The 17,169-nt window shown below is 68.5% G+C and carries 13 protein-coding genes and 1 pseudogene; 10 read left to right on the forward strand and 4 right to left on the reverse strand.

Annotation, left to right across the window (positions count from 1 at the left end; all coding sequences use genetic code 11):
* Positions 1–244 precede the first annotated feature (244 nt).
* The gene (locus tag ACZ6DL_RS30920; RefSeq protein ID WP_466056388.1) at positions 245–1,033 is read right to left on the reverse strand and encodes an SOS response-associated peptidase; all 789 of its coding nucleotides are present in this window, start codon (positions 1,031–1,033) and stop codon (positions 245–247) included.
* A gap of 166 nt (positions 1,034–1,199) precedes the next feature.
* On the opposite strand from ACZ6DL_RS30920, the gene ACZ6DL_RS30925 reads away from it, so the two are divergent.
* Positions 1,200–2,708 carry an aldehyde dehydrogenase family protein gene (locus ACZ6DL_RS30925; RefSeq protein ID WP_466056390.1) on the forward strand — a complete coding sequence of 503 codons (1,509 nt, stop codon included), beginning with the start codon at positions 1,200–1,202 and terminating at the stop codon, positions 2,706–2,708.
* Between the two features lie 380 nt (positions 2,709–3,088).
* Here ACZ6DL_RS30925 and ACZ6DL_RS30930 read toward each other — a convergent pair.
* Positions 3,089–3,228, reverse strand: a pseudogene (locus ACZ6DL_RS30930) (hypothetical protein); the annotation flags it as partial.
* A gap of 501 nt (positions 3,229–3,729) precedes the next feature.
* Between ACZ6DL_RS30930 and aroA the strand changes: the two are divergent.
* Together aroA and rsgA are read left to right on the forward strand one after the other, a co-directional pair.
* Positions 3,730–5,022: a 3-phosphoshikimate 1-carboxyvinyltransferase gene (gene aroA / locus ACZ6DL_RS30935; RefSeq protein WP_466056392.1), complete on the forward strand. Its 1,293-nt coding sequence runs from the start codon at positions 3,730–3,732 to the stop codon at positions 5,020–5,022.
* A gap of 116 nt (positions 5,023–5,138) precedes the next feature.
* Entirely contained in the window at positions 5,139–6,020 is an 882-nt protein-coding gene (gene rsgA, locus ACZ6DL_RS30940; protein ID WP_062973782.1) for a ribosome small subunit-dependent GTPase A, read from the forward strand.
* Between the two features lie 5 nt (positions 6,021–6,025).
* Here the strand turns inward: rsgA and ACZ6DL_RS30945 are convergent, their stop codons facing one another.
* Together ACZ6DL_RS30945 and secA are read right to left on the reverse strand one after the other, a co-directional pair.
* Positions 6,026–6,403 carry a YybH family protein gene (locus tag ACZ6DL_RS30945; RefSeq protein ID WP_466056394.1) on the reverse strand — a complete coding sequence of 126 codons (378 nt, stop codon included), beginning with the start codon at positions 6,401–6,403 and terminating at the stop codon, positions 6,026–6,028.
* A 192-nt stretch (positions 6,404–6,595) separates the two neighbouring features.
* Complete coding sequence (gene secA, locus ACZ6DL_RS30950; protein ID WP_466056396.1) at positions 6,596–9,460, reverse strand: preprotein translocase subunit SecA; 2,865 nt, start codon at positions 9,458–9,460, stop codon at positions 6,596–6,598.
* A gap of 492 nt (positions 9,461–9,952) precedes the next feature.
* Between secA and ACZ6DL_RS30955 the strand changes: the two genes are divergently transcribed.
* The 7 genes from ACZ6DL_RS30955 to ACZ6DL_RS30985 all read left to right on the forward strand — a co-directional run bounded on the left by ACZ6DL_RS30955 (position 9,953) and on the right by ACZ6DL_RS30985 (position 17,114).
* A complete protein-coding gene (locus tag ACZ6DL_RS30955) occupies positions 9,953–11,374 on the forward strand; it encodes a WS/DGAT/MGAT family O-acyltransferase (RefSeq protein ID WP_466056398.1) in 1,422 nt (473 codons plus the stop codon).
* A gap of 10 nt (positions 11,375–11,384) precedes the next feature.
* A complete protein-coding gene (locus ACZ6DL_RS30960; protein ID WP_466056585.1) occupies positions 11,385–11,933 on the forward strand; it encodes a DUF6912 family protein in 549 nt (182 codons plus the stop codon).
* A 125-nt stretch (positions 11,934–12,058) separates the two neighbouring features.
* Positions 12,059–13,216, forward strand: a complete 1,158-nt coding sequence (locus ACZ6DL_RS30965) for a ferredoxin reductase (protein ID WP_393239217.1) — start codon at positions 12,059–12,061, stop codon at positions 13,214–13,216.
* A gap of 44 nt (positions 13,217–13,260) precedes the next feature.
* Positions 13,261–14,697 carry a fatty acid desaturase gene (locus tag ACZ6DL_RS30970; RefSeq protein WP_466056400.1) on the forward strand — a complete coding sequence of 479 codons (1,437 nt, stop codon included), beginning with the start codon at positions 13,261–13,263 and terminating at the stop codon, positions 14,695–14,697.
* A gap of 99 nt (positions 14,698–14,796) precedes the next feature.
* On the forward strand, positions 14,797–16,053 hold the full coding sequence (locus tag ACZ6DL_RS30975; RefSeq protein ID WP_466056402.1) for a fatty acid desaturase family protein: 1,257 nt from the start codon (positions 14,797–14,799) through the stop codon (positions 16,051–16,053).
* A gap of 127 nt (positions 16,054–16,180) precedes the next feature.
* Positions 16,181–16,801: a 5,6-dimethylbenzimidazole synthase gene (gene bluB / locus ACZ6DL_RS30980; protein WP_466056587.1), complete on the forward strand. Its 621-nt coding sequence runs from the start codon at positions 16,181–16,183 to the stop codon at positions 16,799–16,801.
* Between the two features lie 145 nt (positions 16,802–16,946).
* Positions 16,947–17,114, forward strand: coding sequence for a hypothetical protein (locus ACZ6DL_RS30985; protein ID WP_157172863.1), 168 nt, complete (start codon positions 16,947–16,949; stop codon positions 17,112–17,114).
* The last annotated feature ends 55 nt before the right edge of the window (positions 17,115–17,169 follow it).

Genomic DNA, 17,169 nt, shown 5'->3' on the forward strand with positions numbered 1-17,169 from the left:
GTTTGCGCGACCGCCGCTTGCTCCTTCGTCGCCTACGCGACGGCCGCGCAAACGCGAGCCGGGCCGCGAACGGAACATGCTCGGTCTCGCTTCGCTCGAAACCGGTAGTCGGGCCGGTGTGGTCGCGCCAGGCGGTCACACCGGCACCTCGGCCCGCGAGATATTGCTGGGCCAGGAGTGCCTGGCTACCCAATCGAACTGCGTGAGCGTGCGGAGGCCGATCGATACGGGCCCGGACTCTCGTTCACAACAGGCTGATCTGCTCGGCGTCCTTCTGATCCTCCACCCGGGCAAGCAGTTCCGGTCCGTTGTTGCGCACGCTGTTGACCAGCGCGGGCACCGGACGGGCCACGATATCGGCGACCGCTTCCTCCGACGGCGTCTCGAGCAGGCTCGCGGGCGCCGGGTGATCCGGGTCCAGCCACGCGTCCCAGTGCTGGCGCGGCATGGGCAGTGGCATCCGGTCGTGGATGCGGGTCAGGTCGCCGACCGCGTCGGTGGTCAGGATGGTGCACGACAGCAGGGGCTGACTCTCCGGCTGGGACCGGTCGCGCCAAACCGACCACAGACCGGCCATGTAGAGGCGGGAACCGTCCGCGTGGGCCATGTAGTACGGATGCTTGGCGACTTTCCCCTTCGCGCCCTTCTCGCCGTTCGGCTCCACGATCCACTCGTACCAGCCGTCCATCGGTACCAGGCAACGCCGGTACTTCACGGCGTCGCGGAACGAGGGCGTGGTGGCGGCCTTGTCCGCGCGGGCGTTGAACAGCGGCTTGCCCTTCACCGGGACACCGGGCTCGGCGGCCTTGGTCCACACCGGGATCAATCCCCAGCGCATCCGCCGGATCCGCCGCTTCGGGTCGTCGTGCTCGCCGCCCTGGTCGTGCCGCTCGACCACGGTGAGAACCTGGGTGGTCGGAGCGACGTTGTAGTTGGTGAAAGAGCTCTGGTCCGCGGAGTCGGTCTCGTCGATCGCATCCAACTCGACCGCGAGCCTGCCGGGGTTGGTCGTGGTCGCATATCGTCCGCACATATCCCGATAGTCCCACTCGCCACCGACAGAGTCGGGGACAATTGGTACATAGCTGGTGACCAGTTGAGAGTTGTGGCATAGCATTCTCTCATCGGAAGGACGGGCTGCCCGTCCACTCGGACACGCGCATCGACCGTCCACCGGAGACGGCAAGAGGAGACCCACTGTGACATCCACCGACACCAAACCGGCCGATCACGACACGGCACTGACGTCGGTCAATCCGGCGACAGGCGAGGTGATCGGCACGCACGTCATCGCCGACGACGCCGCGGTGGCCGCCGCGGTCGCCAAGGCTCGCGCCGCGGCCGCCACGTGGGGCGCGCTGAGTTTCGACGAACGGCGCACGCACCTGCTGCGCTGGTCGAGCAAGCTGGTGCAGGACTCGGAGAAATTCTGCGAGTTGATCCACGCCGAGAACGGCAAGCCGCTCGACGACGCCTTCCTGGAACTGATGCTCGCGCTCGAGCACATCGCCTGGGCGGCCAAGAACGCCAAGAAGGTGCTCGGACCCAAGAAGGTCTCCCCCGGCGCGCTGATGTCGAACTTCAGCGCCCGGCTCGAGCAGCGCCCGCTCGGTGTGGTCGGCGTGATCGGCCCGTGGAACTACCCGGTCTACACGCCGAACGGCTCCATCGCCTACGCGCTGGCCGCGGGTAACACCGTCGTGTTCAAGCCGAGCGAATACTCCACCGGCATCGGCAACTTCCTCGCCGACGCGTTCGCCGCGGCCAACCCCGAGCTGCCCGAGGGCGTCTTCCTCACCATCAACGGTTACGGCGCGACGGGCGCGGCGCTGGTCCGCTCGGAGGTCGACAAGATCGCGTTCACCGGCTCCACCGCCACCGGCAAGCGGATCATGGCCGCCGCCGCGGAGCGGCTCACCCCGGTGCTGCTGGAGTGCGGCGGCAAGGACGCGGTGATCGTCGCCGCCGACGCCGACATCAAGGCCGCCGCGGACGCGGTCGCCTGGGGCGCCACCGCCAACAGCGGCCAGACCTGCGCGGGCGTCGAGCGGGTCTACGTCGACCGCTCGGTGCGCGAGGAGTTCGTCGCCGAGGTCAAGCGCATCCTCACCGACATCAAGCCCGGCTCGGACGACAAGGCCGCCTACGGTCCGATGACCATGCCGAGCCAGATCGACATCGTGCGCCGCCACATCGAGGACGCGTTGAAGAACGGCGGCACCGCGGTGCTCGGCGGCCCCGAGTCGGTCAAGGCGCCGTTCATCGAACCGGTCGTGCTGGTCGACGTGGACGAGAACTCCGAGGCGGTGGCCGAGGAGACCTTCGGCCCGACCATCACCATCCGCACCGTCGACGGCGTGGACGAGGCGGTCGAACTGGCCAACAACTCCAAGTACGGCCTGTCCTCGGCGGTCTACTCGAAGAAGAACGGCCTCGACATCGCGCGCAGGCTGCGCGTCGGCGCCACCTCGGTCAACTCCGTGCTCGCCTTCGCCGCCATCCCCGGCCTGCCCTTCGGCGGCGTCGGCGATTCCGGCATCGGCCGCATCCACGGCGAGCCGGGTCTGCGCGAGTTCACCCGCCCGCACTCGATCGCGGTGCAGCGCTTCACCGTTCCCGGAATGGCGCTGCTGAGCTACAGCCGCACCGACTCCACGATGAAGCTGCTGCGCAAGCTCGTTCCGTTCCTGCACGGGCGGCACAAGTAACAATCCGAACGGCCGGGGCCGGGTACTCGACGTCGTCGCGTACCCTGCCCCGCGCATAGGTGCCAGAGCAGTCCGCCTGTAGAACGCCTTGCGCGCCGCTGATCGCGACGGCGAGCGCTATGAAAGCCGGTCGGGCAACGTCCGCGCCCCGGGAACCGCGCAAACGGGGCACGCGGTCGGCACCACCACATCCCACCCGGTATATCCCTTCTCGCGCAACAACTTCGGCCGAACTCCCGGTCGGTGTACAAAGCGCTCCGAGCATGCGCCGGTCGCGGCCTCACTCACGTCCGAGTGGCCGCCATGCAGAAGCGAGACCAACCGTCCGCCGTTCGCGGCCCGAGCCGAAAGAGCGCTCGACTACCCAGCGTGCGGACGCCGCCCGGGTACAGCCAGTACCGCTCATAGCGCCGAGACGGTCGAGCGGGCGCCGCACCCGCGCGGCTTCGCGGGTGGTGTCCAGGCCGGCGCCGTCGACATCGGCGAGCCCGTGGCACGCGTCGCCGAGCAGATTCCAGGAAACACCAACACAGCCCGATTCGCGCCGAAGCGGCCGCCGCACAGACGACGAAGAAGCAAGCGACAGCCGAGCCGACAACCAACGCCCAGCCACTACACAACCGTGCACTAGTAAGGAAGTTCCGATACCGACGCGCCCAGCGCCCCGCCGCCCCCGGTTTCGAGCGAAGCGAAACCGAGCATCCGCCGTTCGCGGCCCGGCTCGAATTCGCACGGCCGCCGCGGTCGCGCCTGATCACCGGTCGACGGGACAACCGCCGACCACAACGAACCGCGTGCACGATGCCCAGAGCTCGCGCCCCTACGCGCCCAGCGCACCCAACTCCAGGTTTCGAGCGAAGCGAGACCGAGCATGTTCCGTTCGCGGCCCGGCTCGCGTTTGCGCGGCCGTCGCGTAGGCGACGAAGGAGCGAGCGGCGGTCGCGCAAACGCGAGCCACAAAGGGGCCGCGAACACCCAGCGCCGCAGGCGCTGGAAAACAACACCGTGTGATGATGGACGAGTGAACTTCTGGCCAGCGCCCCATGTCGAGGTCCCCGTACACGCGACCGTGACCCTGCCCGGATCGAAATCGATCACCAACCGGGCGCTCATTCTGGCCGCCCTGGCCGACGGCCCCTCCACCATCACCGGCGCGCTGCGCAGCCGTGACACCGACCTGATGATCACCGCACTGCGCGCGCTCGGCGCGGACATCGAGGGTGCGGGTGACACGGTGACGGTGACCCCGGCGCCGCTGGGAGGCGGCACGGTCGACTGCGGGCTCGCGGGCACGGTGATGCGCTTCCTGCCGCCGGTCGCGGCGCTGGCGTCGGGCGATGTCGCGTTCGACGGTGACGAACAGGCCAGGATCCGTCCGTTGCGCACCATCCTGGACGCGCTGCGCGCGCTCGGCGCCGATGTCGACGGCGACACGCTGCCGTTCACGGTGCACGGCAAGGGCGCGCTGCGCGGCGGCACCGTGACGATCGACGCGTCCGGATCGTCGCAGTTCGTCTCCGGCCTGCTGCTGTCGGCCGCGCGCTTCGACGAAGGCCTGGTGGTGCACCACGACGGCAAGCCGCTGCCGTCGATGCCGCACATCGAGATGACGGTGGAGATGCTGCGCCGCGCCGACGTGCGGGTGCAGGCGCCCGCGGACAGCTTCAAGGCGCAGACCTGGACCGTGGAACCGGGACCGATCCGCGCGGTGGACTGGGAGGTCGAGCCGGATCTGTCCAACGCCACCCCGTTCCTGGCCGCGGCCGCGGTCACGGGTGGCACGGTCAGCATCCCGCACTGGCCGCGGCTGACCACCCAGCCGGGTGACGTGATCCGCGAGATCCTCGTGCGGATGGGCGCCGAAGCGCGGATCTTCGACGGCGTGCTCACCGTGCACGGCCCTGACCGGCTGGCGGGCATCGACATCGACCTGCACGACGTGGGCGAGCTGACGCCCACCGTCGCCGCGCTGGCGGCGTTGGCCGATTCCCCGTCCGTGCTGCGCGGGATCTCCCACCTGCGCGGGCACGAAACCGACCGTCTCGCAGCGCTTTCCACCGAGATCAACCGCCTCGGCGGCAAGGTGACCGAGACCGAGGACGGGCTGGAGATCGTGCCCACCGACCTGCACGGCGGCAAGTGGCATTCCTACGCCGATCACCGGATGGCCACGGCGGGAGCCATTCTCGGCCTCCGGGTGCCCGGCATCGAGATCGAGGACATCGGCACCACGGCCAAGACTCTGCCGAACTTCGTCGCCCTCTGGGAACGCATGCTCGAACCCGCGCTATCCGACGAAGGAGAGGCGCGCTGAGCGGGGGACGGCGCTCCGCGGCCAGCTACGACGAATCCGATGTCCGGGTTCGTCCGGGGCGGAGTTCCCGTCCCCGCACCAAGACCCGGCCGCAGCACAACGACGCCGAGCCGGCCATGGTGGTCTCGGTCGACCGGGGGCGCTGGGGGTGTGTCCTCGGCGGCGATCCGGAGCGCCGCATCGTCGCGATGCGGGCCCGGGAACTGGGTCGCACCCCTATCGTGGTCGGCGACCAGGTGGACGTGGTCGGCGATCTGTCCGGGCGACCGGACAGCCTCGCCCGCATCGTCCGGGTCGCCGACCGGCGAACGGTGTTGCGCCGCACCGCCGACGACACCGATCCGTACGAGCGACTCGTGGTCGGCAACGCGGAGCGGCTGTTCATCGTGGTCGCGCTCGCCGACCCGCCTCCGCGCACCGGCTTCGTGGAACGGGCGATGGTCGCCGCGTACGCCGGTGGGCTGCAACCGGTTCTGTGCCTGACCAAGCACGATCTGGCCGCCGATTCCGAATTCGCCGCCGCCTTCGACGATCTCGATCTCACCATCGTCTACGGCGGCATCGATGATCCGCTCGAGCCGGTCCTGGAACTGCTCACCGACCACCTCACCGCGCTGATCGGCCACTCCGGCGTCGGCAAGTCCACGCTGGTCAATCGTCTTGTGCCGGATGCGGAGCGGGCCGTGGGCGTGGTGTCGGGGGTGGGCAAGGGCAAGCACACCTCCACCCAGTCGGTGGCACTCCCGTTGCCGGATGGCGGCTGGGTCATCGACACACCCGGGGTGCGATCGTTCGGTCTGGCCCACATCACCCCGGACGACGTGATCGCCGCCTTCACCGATCTCGCCGGAGCCATCGAGGACTGCCCGCGCGGCTGCACCCATCTCGGCCCGCCCGCCGACCCCGAATGCGCGCTGGACGAGCTTCCCGGCAAGGAACGCCGGGTGGCCGCCATCCGCCTCTTGCTCGTCGCCCTGACCTCCAACGACCCCTGGTAAGCGGGTCAGTGCCCGTCCGGCTGTCCGGGCGCGAACGGCCACTCTTCGAACCACACACAGCGGCCACCCTGATCGAAGCGCAGGATCCACAGATCTCGCCACCGCGCCGGGGTGTCCCGTGCGTATTCCACCTCCACCCGGACCACCGCGGTGTCCCCGTCCACCGCGACGATGCTCGATCGCAGGGCGAACTGCTCGCCGGGCCCGTCTCGGCCGCCTTCCCAGAAGTCGGCGAGCGCGTCGAGGCCGGTCAGCGGCCGCGCCCACGGCGAGACGAGGTATCCGGCGTCCGCGGCGAACAGGTCGGCGAGTTGTTCCGTGCCCGCCGACCGCCAGGCTCGCTCGTATCCGGCGACCCATGCTTCGACAGCTGCGCGGTCCACGCCAGGAAGATACGCCGGTCCGCCCGGCTGTTGCGGCGCGTTCGGCTTAGCACTCGCGTGTCGTGATGCACCGGCGGGCCGGCCGTCCGTGCGGCCGTGCCCGGTCGGTGCAGCCGAACCGTCCGATCCGTACGGACCCCATACACGGCGAAGGCGCCCGAGGAGACCTCGGGCGCCTTCGGTTTCAGCGGTTCAGTGGCGGCGGCGGGACTTCGGGCCGCGCCGGCCCTTCGCGTCCGCGCGAGCCGCCTCGCGGCGCTCACGGCGGGTGGGCTGCGGGGAACCGTCCGCGCCGTATTCCTCGGCGTCGCTGTGCACCGCGGCCCGGCCGCCCTCGTCGGGGCCGGAGTAGCTGAAACCGCGCTGGGCGGTCTCATCGATGCCCCTGGCACGCAGGGCCGCGGGCGCGGCGTGCCCGTTGGCGACCCGAGCCTCCTCGGTGGGCAAAGCGGGCGGGGCGGGCGGGGCTCCGACCGGCGAACGCAGGCCCGGACCGACGGCGACGCCTTCCGGCTGCGGCTGCTGCACCTCGACCTGCAGGTTGAACAGGAAGCCGACCGACTCCTCCTTGAGACCGTCGAGCATCGCGGTGAACATGTCGAAGCCCTCGCGCTGGTACTCCACCAGCGGGTCGCGCTGCGCCATCGCGCGCAGCCCGATGCCCTCCTTGAGGTAATCCATCTCGTAGAGGTGCTCGCGCCACTTGCGGTCGAGTACCGACAGCAGCACCTGCCGTTCCAGATTGCGCATGCTGCCCTCGCCGGCCAGGCCGTCGATCTCGGACTCGCGGCGCTCGTACGCGTCGTGCGCGTCGTCCAGCAGCGCTTCGAGCAGTTCCTCGCGGGTCAGCTCGCCCGCCTCGCCGATCTCGGTCTCGCCGGTCAGGTCCCGGTAGTCCAGGCTCACCGGGTACAGCGTCTTCAGCGCCGTCCACAGCTTGTCCAGATCCCAGTCCTCGACGTAGCCATCGGCGGTGGCGCCGTCCACATAGGCGGTGATCACGTCGGTGATCATGCTCTGGACCTGGCCCTCCATGTCCTCGCCGCGCAGGATCCGGTTGCGCTCGCCGTAGATGATGGTGCGCTGCTGGTTCATCACCTCGTCGTACTTGAGGACGTTCTTGCGGATCTCGAAGTTCTGCTGCTCGACCTGCGTCTGCGCGCTCTTGATGGCCTTGGACACCATCTTCGCCTCGATCGGCACGTCGTCGGGCAGGTTCAGCCGCGTCATGATCGCTTCCAGCGCGGCGCCGTTGAACCGGCGCATCAGCTCGTCACCCAGCGACAGGTAGAAGCGGGACTCGCCCGGGTCGCCCTGACGACCGGAGCGGCCGCGCAGCTGGTTGTCGATGCGGCGCGACTCGTGCCGCTCGGTGCCGAGCACGTAGAGGCCGCCCGCGTCGCGCACCGCGTCGGCGTCCTCGGCGGTCTGGGCCTTCACCTGGTCCAGGGTGGGCAGCCAGGCGCGCTCGTACTCCTCCGGCGTCTCGACCGGGTCGAAGCCCTGCTTGCGCAGCAGGATGTCGGCGATGATGTCCGGGTTGCCGCCGAGCACGATGTCGGTACCACGGCCTGCCATGTTCGTCGCGACGGTCACCGCGCCCGGCCTGCCCGCCTCGGCGATGATCTCGGCTTCCTTCTCGTGGAACTTCGCGTTCAGCACGTTGTGCGGGATGCCGCGCTTGGTGAACTGCTTGGACAGGTACTCCGAGCGCTCGACACTCGTGGTGCCGATCAGCACCGGCTGGCCGTTCTCGTGCCGCTCGGTGACGTCGTCGACCACGGCGGAGAACTTGGCCTCCTCCGTCTTGTAGATCAGGTCGGACTGGTCGGCGCGGACCATCGGCTTGTTGGTCGGGATGGGGACCACGCCGAGGTTGTAGATCTGGTGCAGCTCGGCGGCCTCGGTCTCGGCCGTACCGGTCATGCCGGAGAGCTTGTCGTAGAGGCGGAAGTAGTTCTGCAGAGTGATCGTGGCCAGGGTCTGGTTCTCCGGCTGGATCTCCACCCCTTCCTTGGCCTCGATCGCCTGGTGCATGCCCTCGTTGTAGCGGCGCCCGACCAGGATGCGGCCGGTGAACTCGTCGACGATGATCACCTCGCCGTCGCGGACGATGTAGTCCTTGTCGCGGGTGTAGAGCTCCTTGGCTTTGATGGCGTTGTTCAGGTAGCTCACCAGCGGCGAGTTGGCGGCCTCGTAGAGGTTGTCGATGCCGAGCTGGTCCTCGACGAACTCGACGCCCGCCTCGTGCACGCCGATCGTGCGCTTCTTGATGTCGACCTCGTAGTGCAGGTCCTTCTTCAGCAGCGGCGCGATGCGCGCGAACTCGGCGTACCACTTCGAGGAGGCGTCGGCCGGGCCGGAGATGATCAGCGGGGTACGCGCCTCGTCGATGAGGATGGAGTCGACCTCGTCGACGATGGCGAAGTTGTGCCCGCGCTGCACCAGATCGTCCAGCGAGTGCGTCATGTTGTCGCGCAGGTAGTCGAAGCCGAACTCGTTGTTCGTGCCGTAGGTGATGTCGGCGCCGTAGGCCACCCGCCGCTGCGCCGGGCTCATGCCGGACAGGATCACGCCCACCTCGAGGCCGAGGAAGCGGTGCACGCGGCCCATCCACTCGGAGTCGCGCTTGGCCAGGTAGTCGTTGGTGGTGACAACATGCACGCCATCACCGCTGATCGCGTTCAGATAGGCGGGCAGCACCGAGGTGAGGGTCTTGCCCTCACCGGTCTTCATCTCGGCGATATTGCCCGTGTGCAGCGCGGCGCCGCCCATGATCTGCACCTTGTAGTGCTTCTGGTTGAGCACCCGCCAGGACGCCTCACGCGCGACCGCGAACGCCTCGGCCATCAGCTGGCCGAGCGGATCGGTCTCGCCTTCCTCGGCCATCTCGGCGTAGCGCTCGCGGAACTCGTCCGTTTTGGCCCGTAGCTCCGCGTCGCTGAGGTCTTCGTAATCCGGTTCGAGGGCGAGGACCTGGTCGGCGAAATGCGCGAGCCGCTTGACAATGCGACCCTCACCAATCCGTAGCAACCTCGTCAGTGTCAGCGCAGGCACGGGTCTCGTCAGTCCTCTGGTCGGTGGTCAAATCGTGTCGTCGGCCCCCGGGCCGGTGCGGGCCCACGCGGTTGCGCGGAATCCGCTGCATGTTTCATGGTAATGCTCTATCCGATGTGCAGCGCCTGCGGCGCTGTGTGTTCGCGGCCCCTTCCTGGCTCGCGTCCGAGCGACCCGCCGCAGGCGACTCCGGCGCGGACGCACCGGCCGCTGGAACGCGAGCCGGCCCGCGAACGGACCATGCTAGGTCTCCCTGCGCTCGAAACCGGTGGTTGAGCCGATGTGGGCGGGTGATGTGGTTGTCATGCGACCCGGTGCGGACGGTGATCGGATCGAGGCATCGAGGGCGAGTGGGCGGCGTGCCACCGAATCCAGGGGTGCGGGAATAGGGTGTACGAGATTCATCGGAAATGCCGCAACGGTGGGGGTAACGGTCACCGCGGCAGCACAATGAAGCGGGGGACGGCATCGGGAAAAGGAGTACCGGGCAGCGTGATCACGAGACTGACGCCGCAGGACACGGCCTTCTACCGGCTCGAGTCGAGTAGCAATCCGATCCATATCGGCTCTCTCGCGATCCTGCGGAACACCGAACCCGGCGACGGCGCGGGCCGGGCGGTTCTGGACTACGACCGGCTGGTCGACCTGGTCGAGAGCAGGCTTCCGCTGGTGCCGAGGTACCGGCGCAAGGTGCGCGAGATCCCGCTGTCGCTCGGGCGGCCGGTCTGGGTCGAGGACAGCCGGTTCGACATCACCTACCACATCCGGCGCTCGGCGCTCCCCGGTCCCGGCACCGACGAACAACTGCACGACCTGGTCGCCCGGCTCACCTCCCACCCGTTGGATCCGGCCCGGCCGCTATGGGAGATGTACCTGATCGAACGGCTGTCCGACGGCCGCTGCGCGCTCTTCACCAAGACGCATTCCGCCCTGGTGGACGGGGACACCGCGCTGGAGATCGGTCACGTGATCCTCGACGCGGGGCCCGCGCCCCGCGAACTGGCCGGTGACGATTGGATCGCGCCGCGCGAACCCGGCGACGTCGAGCTGCTGGTGGGCGCGCTGGCCGATCTCGCAGCGCAGCCGCGTAAGGCGCTGGAAGTGGCCCGCGACGCGAGCGCGGGCGCGTTCGCGGTGCTCGGGACGGCGGGCAAGGCGGTCGAGTCGGTGGTCGCCGCGGTGCGCACCGCGGCGACCGGCGCGCCCGCCAGCCCGCTGAACGCCCGTACCTCGCGCAACCGGCGCTTCGACGTGGTGCGCACCGACCTGGCGGACTACCGCACCATCCGCAGGCGTTTCGGTTGCTCGATCAACGACGCGATCCTCGCCGTGGTCACCGGAGCGCTGCGCAACTGGCTGCTCTCGCGCGGGGAAGCGCTCACCGAGTCGACCGCGCTGCGGGCAGTGGTGCCGATGTCGGTGTACGTCGAGGGAGCCGACGGCGACCAGGCGCAGACGGCGAGCGAGGTGTCGTCGTTCCTGATCGACCTGCCGGTCGGCGAACCGAATCCGGTGATGCGGCTGTCGCACATCGCGCACGCGACCGAACTGAACGGACGTCAGCGCCGTGGCGTCCGCGCGCGCACCCTCGTGCACTTGGCCGGTTTCGCTCCGGCCAGCCTGCATGCGATGAGCGTGCGCGCGGCGAGTACGTTCGCAGAACACACGTTCAATCTGGTGATCACCAACGCACCGGGTCCGCAGGCGCCGATGTACATCGGCGGCGCGCGGATGCTGGAGATGTACCCGGTGTCGCCACTGCTGCGCAATCAGGCATCGAGCATCGGGATCACGTCCTACGACGGACGAGTGTTCTACGGTCTCAACGCCGACCGCGACGCGATGGCCGACATCGGCGTGCTCGCCACGGCGGTGCGCGATTCCATGGAGGAGATGCTCGGTGCCTGCGTCTGATCAGAACAAGCTGCGGGTCTACATCCCGGCTACGGTGCCGATGCTGCGCGAGCTGGTCGACAACCGGGAACTGTCCGCCGTCGGCGGGACCGCGTTCGCGGTGACGCCCGCGCTGCGCGAGGCCTACGCCTCCGGCGACGACGAGGAACTCGGCGAAGTCGCCATGAACGAGGCCGCCCGCGCCTCGCTGCGGCTGCTCGCCGCCGAACGCGAGGCGATCGGATCGTCGGAGGAGTCCGACGACGAGGCCTCGCCGGCCGCGGGCGGCAGTCCCGTCTACCGGCGCGCGGTGATCGCCGCCGACGTGACCGGCGCGAAACTGCGGCCGGACCTCGATGACGCGGTGGTCCGGCTGGCCGGTCCGATCGGCTACCAGCAGATCGCCTCGGTGCACGTCGATCTGGCCGACGCCGAACCGCAGGTGGCCAAGGCCGTCGACGTGGTGGACGCGGCCGATCTCGGCGACACCGACGCGGAGTTCGTCCTCGGGGACGCCGAGGACCATCAATTGGCCTGGTACGCCGCTCAGGAGCTGCCGTTCCTGCTCGAACTGCTCTGACTCGCGGCCGCGTACGCGGGCTCACCCACCGCGATAACCTACGATGCCGTAACCTTGCTGGCGAGGCATCCGATCGGCGAGACGGCGGCCTGCGCATCCGGACGACAGGGAGATCAACGGCAGCGATGGGTTCGAAAATTGGGAGCTTCTCCGTGCGAAGCGTCCGCGCGTGGCTGGAGGCGCCCGCCGCAAGCGTCGCCGAGCGTGGCGGCAAACTGAACGTGCTGCGCGGCGCCGTGGCGCGGGTGACCACGCCGTTGCTACCCGACGACTACCTGCACCTGGCCAACCCGCTGTGGTCGGCGCGCGAACTGCGCGGGCGCATCGTGGAGGTGCGCAAGGAAACCGCCGACGCCGCGACGCTGGTGATTCAGCCCGGATGGGGCTTCGACTTCAAATATCAGCCCGGCCAATACATCGGCATCGGCCTCTTGGTCGACGGACGCTGGCATTGGCGTTCGTATTCGCTGACCTGTCCGCCGGATTGGTCGGTGCCGGGCCACGCCGGTAAGCGGTTGATCTCCATCGCCGTGAAGGCGATGCCGGAGGGCTTCCTGTCCAGCCATCTGGTCAGTGGCGTGCCGGTCGGCACCGTCGTCCGGCTCGCCGCCCCGCAGGGCGGATTCGTGTTGCCGTACCCGCCGCCGGAGAAGGTGTTGTTCCTCACCGCGGGCAGCGGCATCACCCCGGTGATGTCCATGCTGCGCGCCATGGACCGGCGTGAGCTGTTCACCGACGTGGCGCATCTGCACTCGGCCCGGACCGCTGACGACGTGATGTTCGGTGCGGAGTTGCGGGCGCTGCACGAGCGCAACCCGAGCTTCGACACCCGTCTGCATCTCACCGCCGAGAAAGGCAAGTTCGCGCTCGCCGAACTCGACACCGAGTTCCCGGATTGGCGCGAACGCCAGACCTGGGCGTGCGGCCCGGCCGGGATGCTCGACGAGCTCGAGAACCACTGGCGTGCGGCGGGCCTGCCGGAACGGCTGCACGTGGAGCGCTTCGAGATCGAGCGCTCGTCGGTCGGTGCGGGCGGCACGGTCACCTTCGGTAAAACCGGTCGCACCGTCGAGGCCGACGGCGCGACCAGCCTGCTCGAGGCCGGTGAGTCCGCCGGCGTGCAGATGCCGTTCGGCTGCCGGATGGGCATCTGCCAGACCTGCGTGGTCACGTTGAGTTCCGGCCACGCGCGCGACCTGCGCAACGGTGAGGAGCGCCGCGAAGGCGACAAGGTGCAGACCTGCATCTCGGCGGCCGCGGGCGACTGCACCCTGGACGTGTAGTCCAGCGGGTACCCTCGAGGAGATCGAGTAGCGAAAGGACCCCGGTGGCAATCACCGACATCAAGACATTTGCCCATCTCACCGCGGCCGATATCGAGTCACTGGGGCAGGAACTCGATTCCGTCCGGCGTTCGGTGGAGCTGTCCCGTGGCGAGCGTGACGCGAAGTACATCCGGCGCGCGATCGCGGCACAGCGCGGTCTCGAAGTCGCGGCTCGCGCCGTGCTTTTCGGCAGCCGCAATCGCTGGGCCTGGCTGACCGGCACCGCGCTGCTGTCGGTCGCCAAGATCATCGAGAACATGGAGCTCGGGCACAACGTCAGCCACGGGCAATGGGACTGGATGAACGACCCGGAGATCCACTCCACCTCGTGGGAGTGGGACATGACCGGCCCCTCCGCGCAGTGGCGCCGCGCGCACAACTACTCCCACCACACCTATACCAATGTGCTGGGCAAGGACGAGGATCTCGGCTTCGGCATCCTGCGGATGACCCGGGACGAGCCGTGGCGGCCGATCCACCTGGTGCAGCCGCTGGCGAACCTGCTGCTGGCCGCGACCTTCGAGTGGGGCATCGCGCTGCACGACTGGAGCATCGAGAAGGAGCTGGCCGGCACCCCTCCCCGGGAGCTGATGTCGGAGCCGAACGTGGTGTTCGGACGCAAGATCCGCCGCCAGGTGGCCAAGGACTTCCTGTTCTATCCCGCGCTCACCGGCCCGGCGTTCAAGCAGACGCTGAAAGCGAACGCGACGGCGAACCTGGTGCGCAATCTCTGGGCGTACGCGGTGATCTTCTGCGGCCACTTCCCGGACGGCGCGGAGAAGTTCACCATCGAGCAGCTGGAGAACGAGACCAGCGGCGAGTGGTACCTGCGCCAGATGCTCGGCAGCGCGAATTTCAAGGCCGGGCCCGCCATGGCGTTCATGAGCGGCAACCTCTGCTACCAGATCGAGCACCACTTGTTCCCCGATCTGCCGAGCAACCGGTACCCGGAGATCGCGGTGCGGGTGCGCGAGCTGTGCGACAAGTACGACCTGCCCTACACCACCGGATCGCTGGGCAAGCAGTATCTGCTCGCCTTCCGCACGATCCACAAGCTGGCGCTGCCGGACCGGTTCCTCAAGGCGACCGCCGACAACGCGCCCGAGACCTCGTCGGAACGCAAGTTCGCCGGTATCACGCTGCCGTCGCTCGGCACGGAGTCCACGCACTGGCTGCGCATCGATCCGGAGACCGGCAAGCGGCGCGGTCTGCGCTCGGCGTTGCACGAGGCGAAGGTCGTACTGAAGGACAAGGCGCGGCAGGAGAAGGAGATGCTGCGCGAGGCCAAAGCGGCACTGAAGGAGAAGGCCGAGCACGAGGGCCAGGTACTGCGGGAAGCCACGGTCGCGCTCCAGGAGCGAGCCCGGCACGAACAAGCGGCGCTGCGCGAAAAAGCCATGCGGGACAGGCGGTTTCGCTTTCTCCGAAGGGCGCGCTAACCTACCAGCCGACGACCAGGACCGCAATAGGGTGATTGACACATCCTCGCGGCGCACCTCGCAACCTACGCTTTCGTAACTTACGGTAAAGTAACCCGTATGGCGATCTCGGATGTCAAGGAATACGCGCACCTCACCGAGGCCGACGTGGAAGCACTCGGCGCGGAATTCGACGCGATCCGGCGGGAAATCGAAGCCTCGCGCGGCGAGCGCGACGCGAAGTACATCCGCAATGTCATCAGGTTGCAGCGAGCCCTCGAGATCAGCGGCCGGGCGGTGCTGTTCGCCAGCCCGGTGCGCGCCGCGTGGCTGGCCGGCGTCGCCCTGCTCGGCACCGCCAAGATCATCGAGAACATGGAGATCGGGCACAACGTCATGCACGGGCAGTGGGACTGGATGAACGATCCGGAGATCCACTCCAGCTCGTGGGAATGGGACAACACCGGTGCCGCCAAGCACTGGAAGCACACCCACAACTACCTGCACCACAAGTACACCAACGTGCTCGGCATGGACGACGACATCGGCTACGGCCTGCTGCGGGTGACGCGCGACCAGCGCTGGAAGCCGTTCAACCTGGGCAACCCGATCTACAACCTGGTGTTGCAGCTGTTCTTCGAGTACGGCGTCGCCATCCAGCACATGGAACTGGGCAAGCTGGTGGCGGGCCGGTACAAGCCGGGCTCCCCCGAGCGGGCCGAGTTCGAGCGCAAGCGCAGCGAGGCGCTCACCAAGATGGGCAAACAGATCCTCAAGGATTACGTCATCTTCCCCGCCCTCACCGGCCCGGCGTTCTTCTCCACGCTGACGGCCAACCTGGCGGCCAACGCGATCCGCAACGTCTGGTCCAACGCGGTCATCTTCTGCGGGCACTTCCCCGACGGGGCGGAGAAGTTCACCAAGGCCGACATCGACGGTGAGACGCACGGCCAGTGGTACCTGCGCCAGATGCTCGGCAGCGCCAACATCTCCGGTGGCCCGGTCATGCACTTCATGACCGGCAACCTGAGCCACCAGATCGAGCACCACCTGTTCCCCGACCTGCCGAGCAACCGGTACGCCGACATCGCCGTGCGGGTGCGCGAGCTGGCCGACAAGTACGACCTGCCCTACACCACCGGCTCGCTGCCGGTGCAGTACTTCAAGGCGTGGCGCACCATCCTCAAGCTGTCGCTGCCGAACAAGTACCTGCGGGCCACCGCCGACGACGCGCCGGAGACCGCCTCGGAACGCAAGTTCGGGGGCAGTGCCGCGGCCACCATCGATCCGGTGACCGGTCGGCGTCGTGGTCTGCGCACCGCGCTCGCCCAGGGGCGGCGGCGGCTCGCCCGGCGTGGCGCGCCCGCGGCGCGCTGATTCCACTCGCGCGGTGACGTCGGCTCGGTCTCGGGATCCGCGCCGACGGGCGTCACGGGTCGGTCGGCCGGGCCGTGTGCGGTGAGTTCGCCGGATTTGATTGACTCAGACGGTGCATCCTGAGGTTCTGGACGTCTACGAGGCCATCCGGCGGCGCCGCGACGTGCGCGCCGAGTTCACCGGCGAGGTCGTGGACGAGGCGACGCTGTGGCGGCTGCTGGACGCCGCGCACCGGGCGCCCAGCGTGGGGAATTCGCAGCCATGGGATTTCGTGGTGGTCCGCGATCCGGCGACGCTGCGCAAGTTCGCCGACCATGTGGCGCGCAAGCGCAACGAGTTCCGGGACGCGCTGCCGCCCGAGCGTGCCGCCACCTTCGAGCCGATCAAGATCGAGGGCATTTTGGAGAGCGGTACCGGAGTGGTGGTCTGCTACGACCACGAGCGCGGCGGACCGCAGGTGCTCGGGCGGGCCACAGTGCCCGAAACCGGTATCTACTCCGCGGTTCTCGCCATCCAGAATCTCTGGCTGGCGGCCACCGCCGAAGATATCGGCGTCGGGTGGGTGTCGTTCTACGATCCCGGCTTCCTGTCCGACCTGATCGGCCTTCCGGAGGGCGTCCGCACGGTCGCCTGGCTGTGCGTCGGGCCGGTGCACGAATTCCAGCGCGTCCCCGATCTCGAGCGCTTCGGCTGGCGCTCGGGCAGACCGCTCACCGAGGCGGTGCACCGCGAAACCTATCGCGGCTGATCTCCCCGTCTCGGTCGCGCATCGTTACGCAAATGTGTGGATCGTTCATGGTTCAATCGGATGCCCACTGGGTACGACAAGGGCGAAACTGCCTCTGACGCAGTGTTCTTCACGGGAGTTCGTCGGTTCCAGGAGGTTTTTGCATATGGCCAATGTCGATGCTGTTCGGCTGTCGAGCGAGCTGGGCATCGATCTGGCACAGGCGACGTTGCGCCTGCGTCGGGAAGGCATCCCCGGCGAGACCAAGCACCAGACCTGTCTGCGGATCCTCGCGGACGAGGGACGTAAGCGGCGGGGCGCCACGGGCAAGTGAGGACGCCGGGGCGACGGTAGCCGAGGCGACCGCCGCCGGGGCGGGCCTATGGCCG

The organism is Nocardia sp. NPDC041819 (assembly GCF_055590505.1).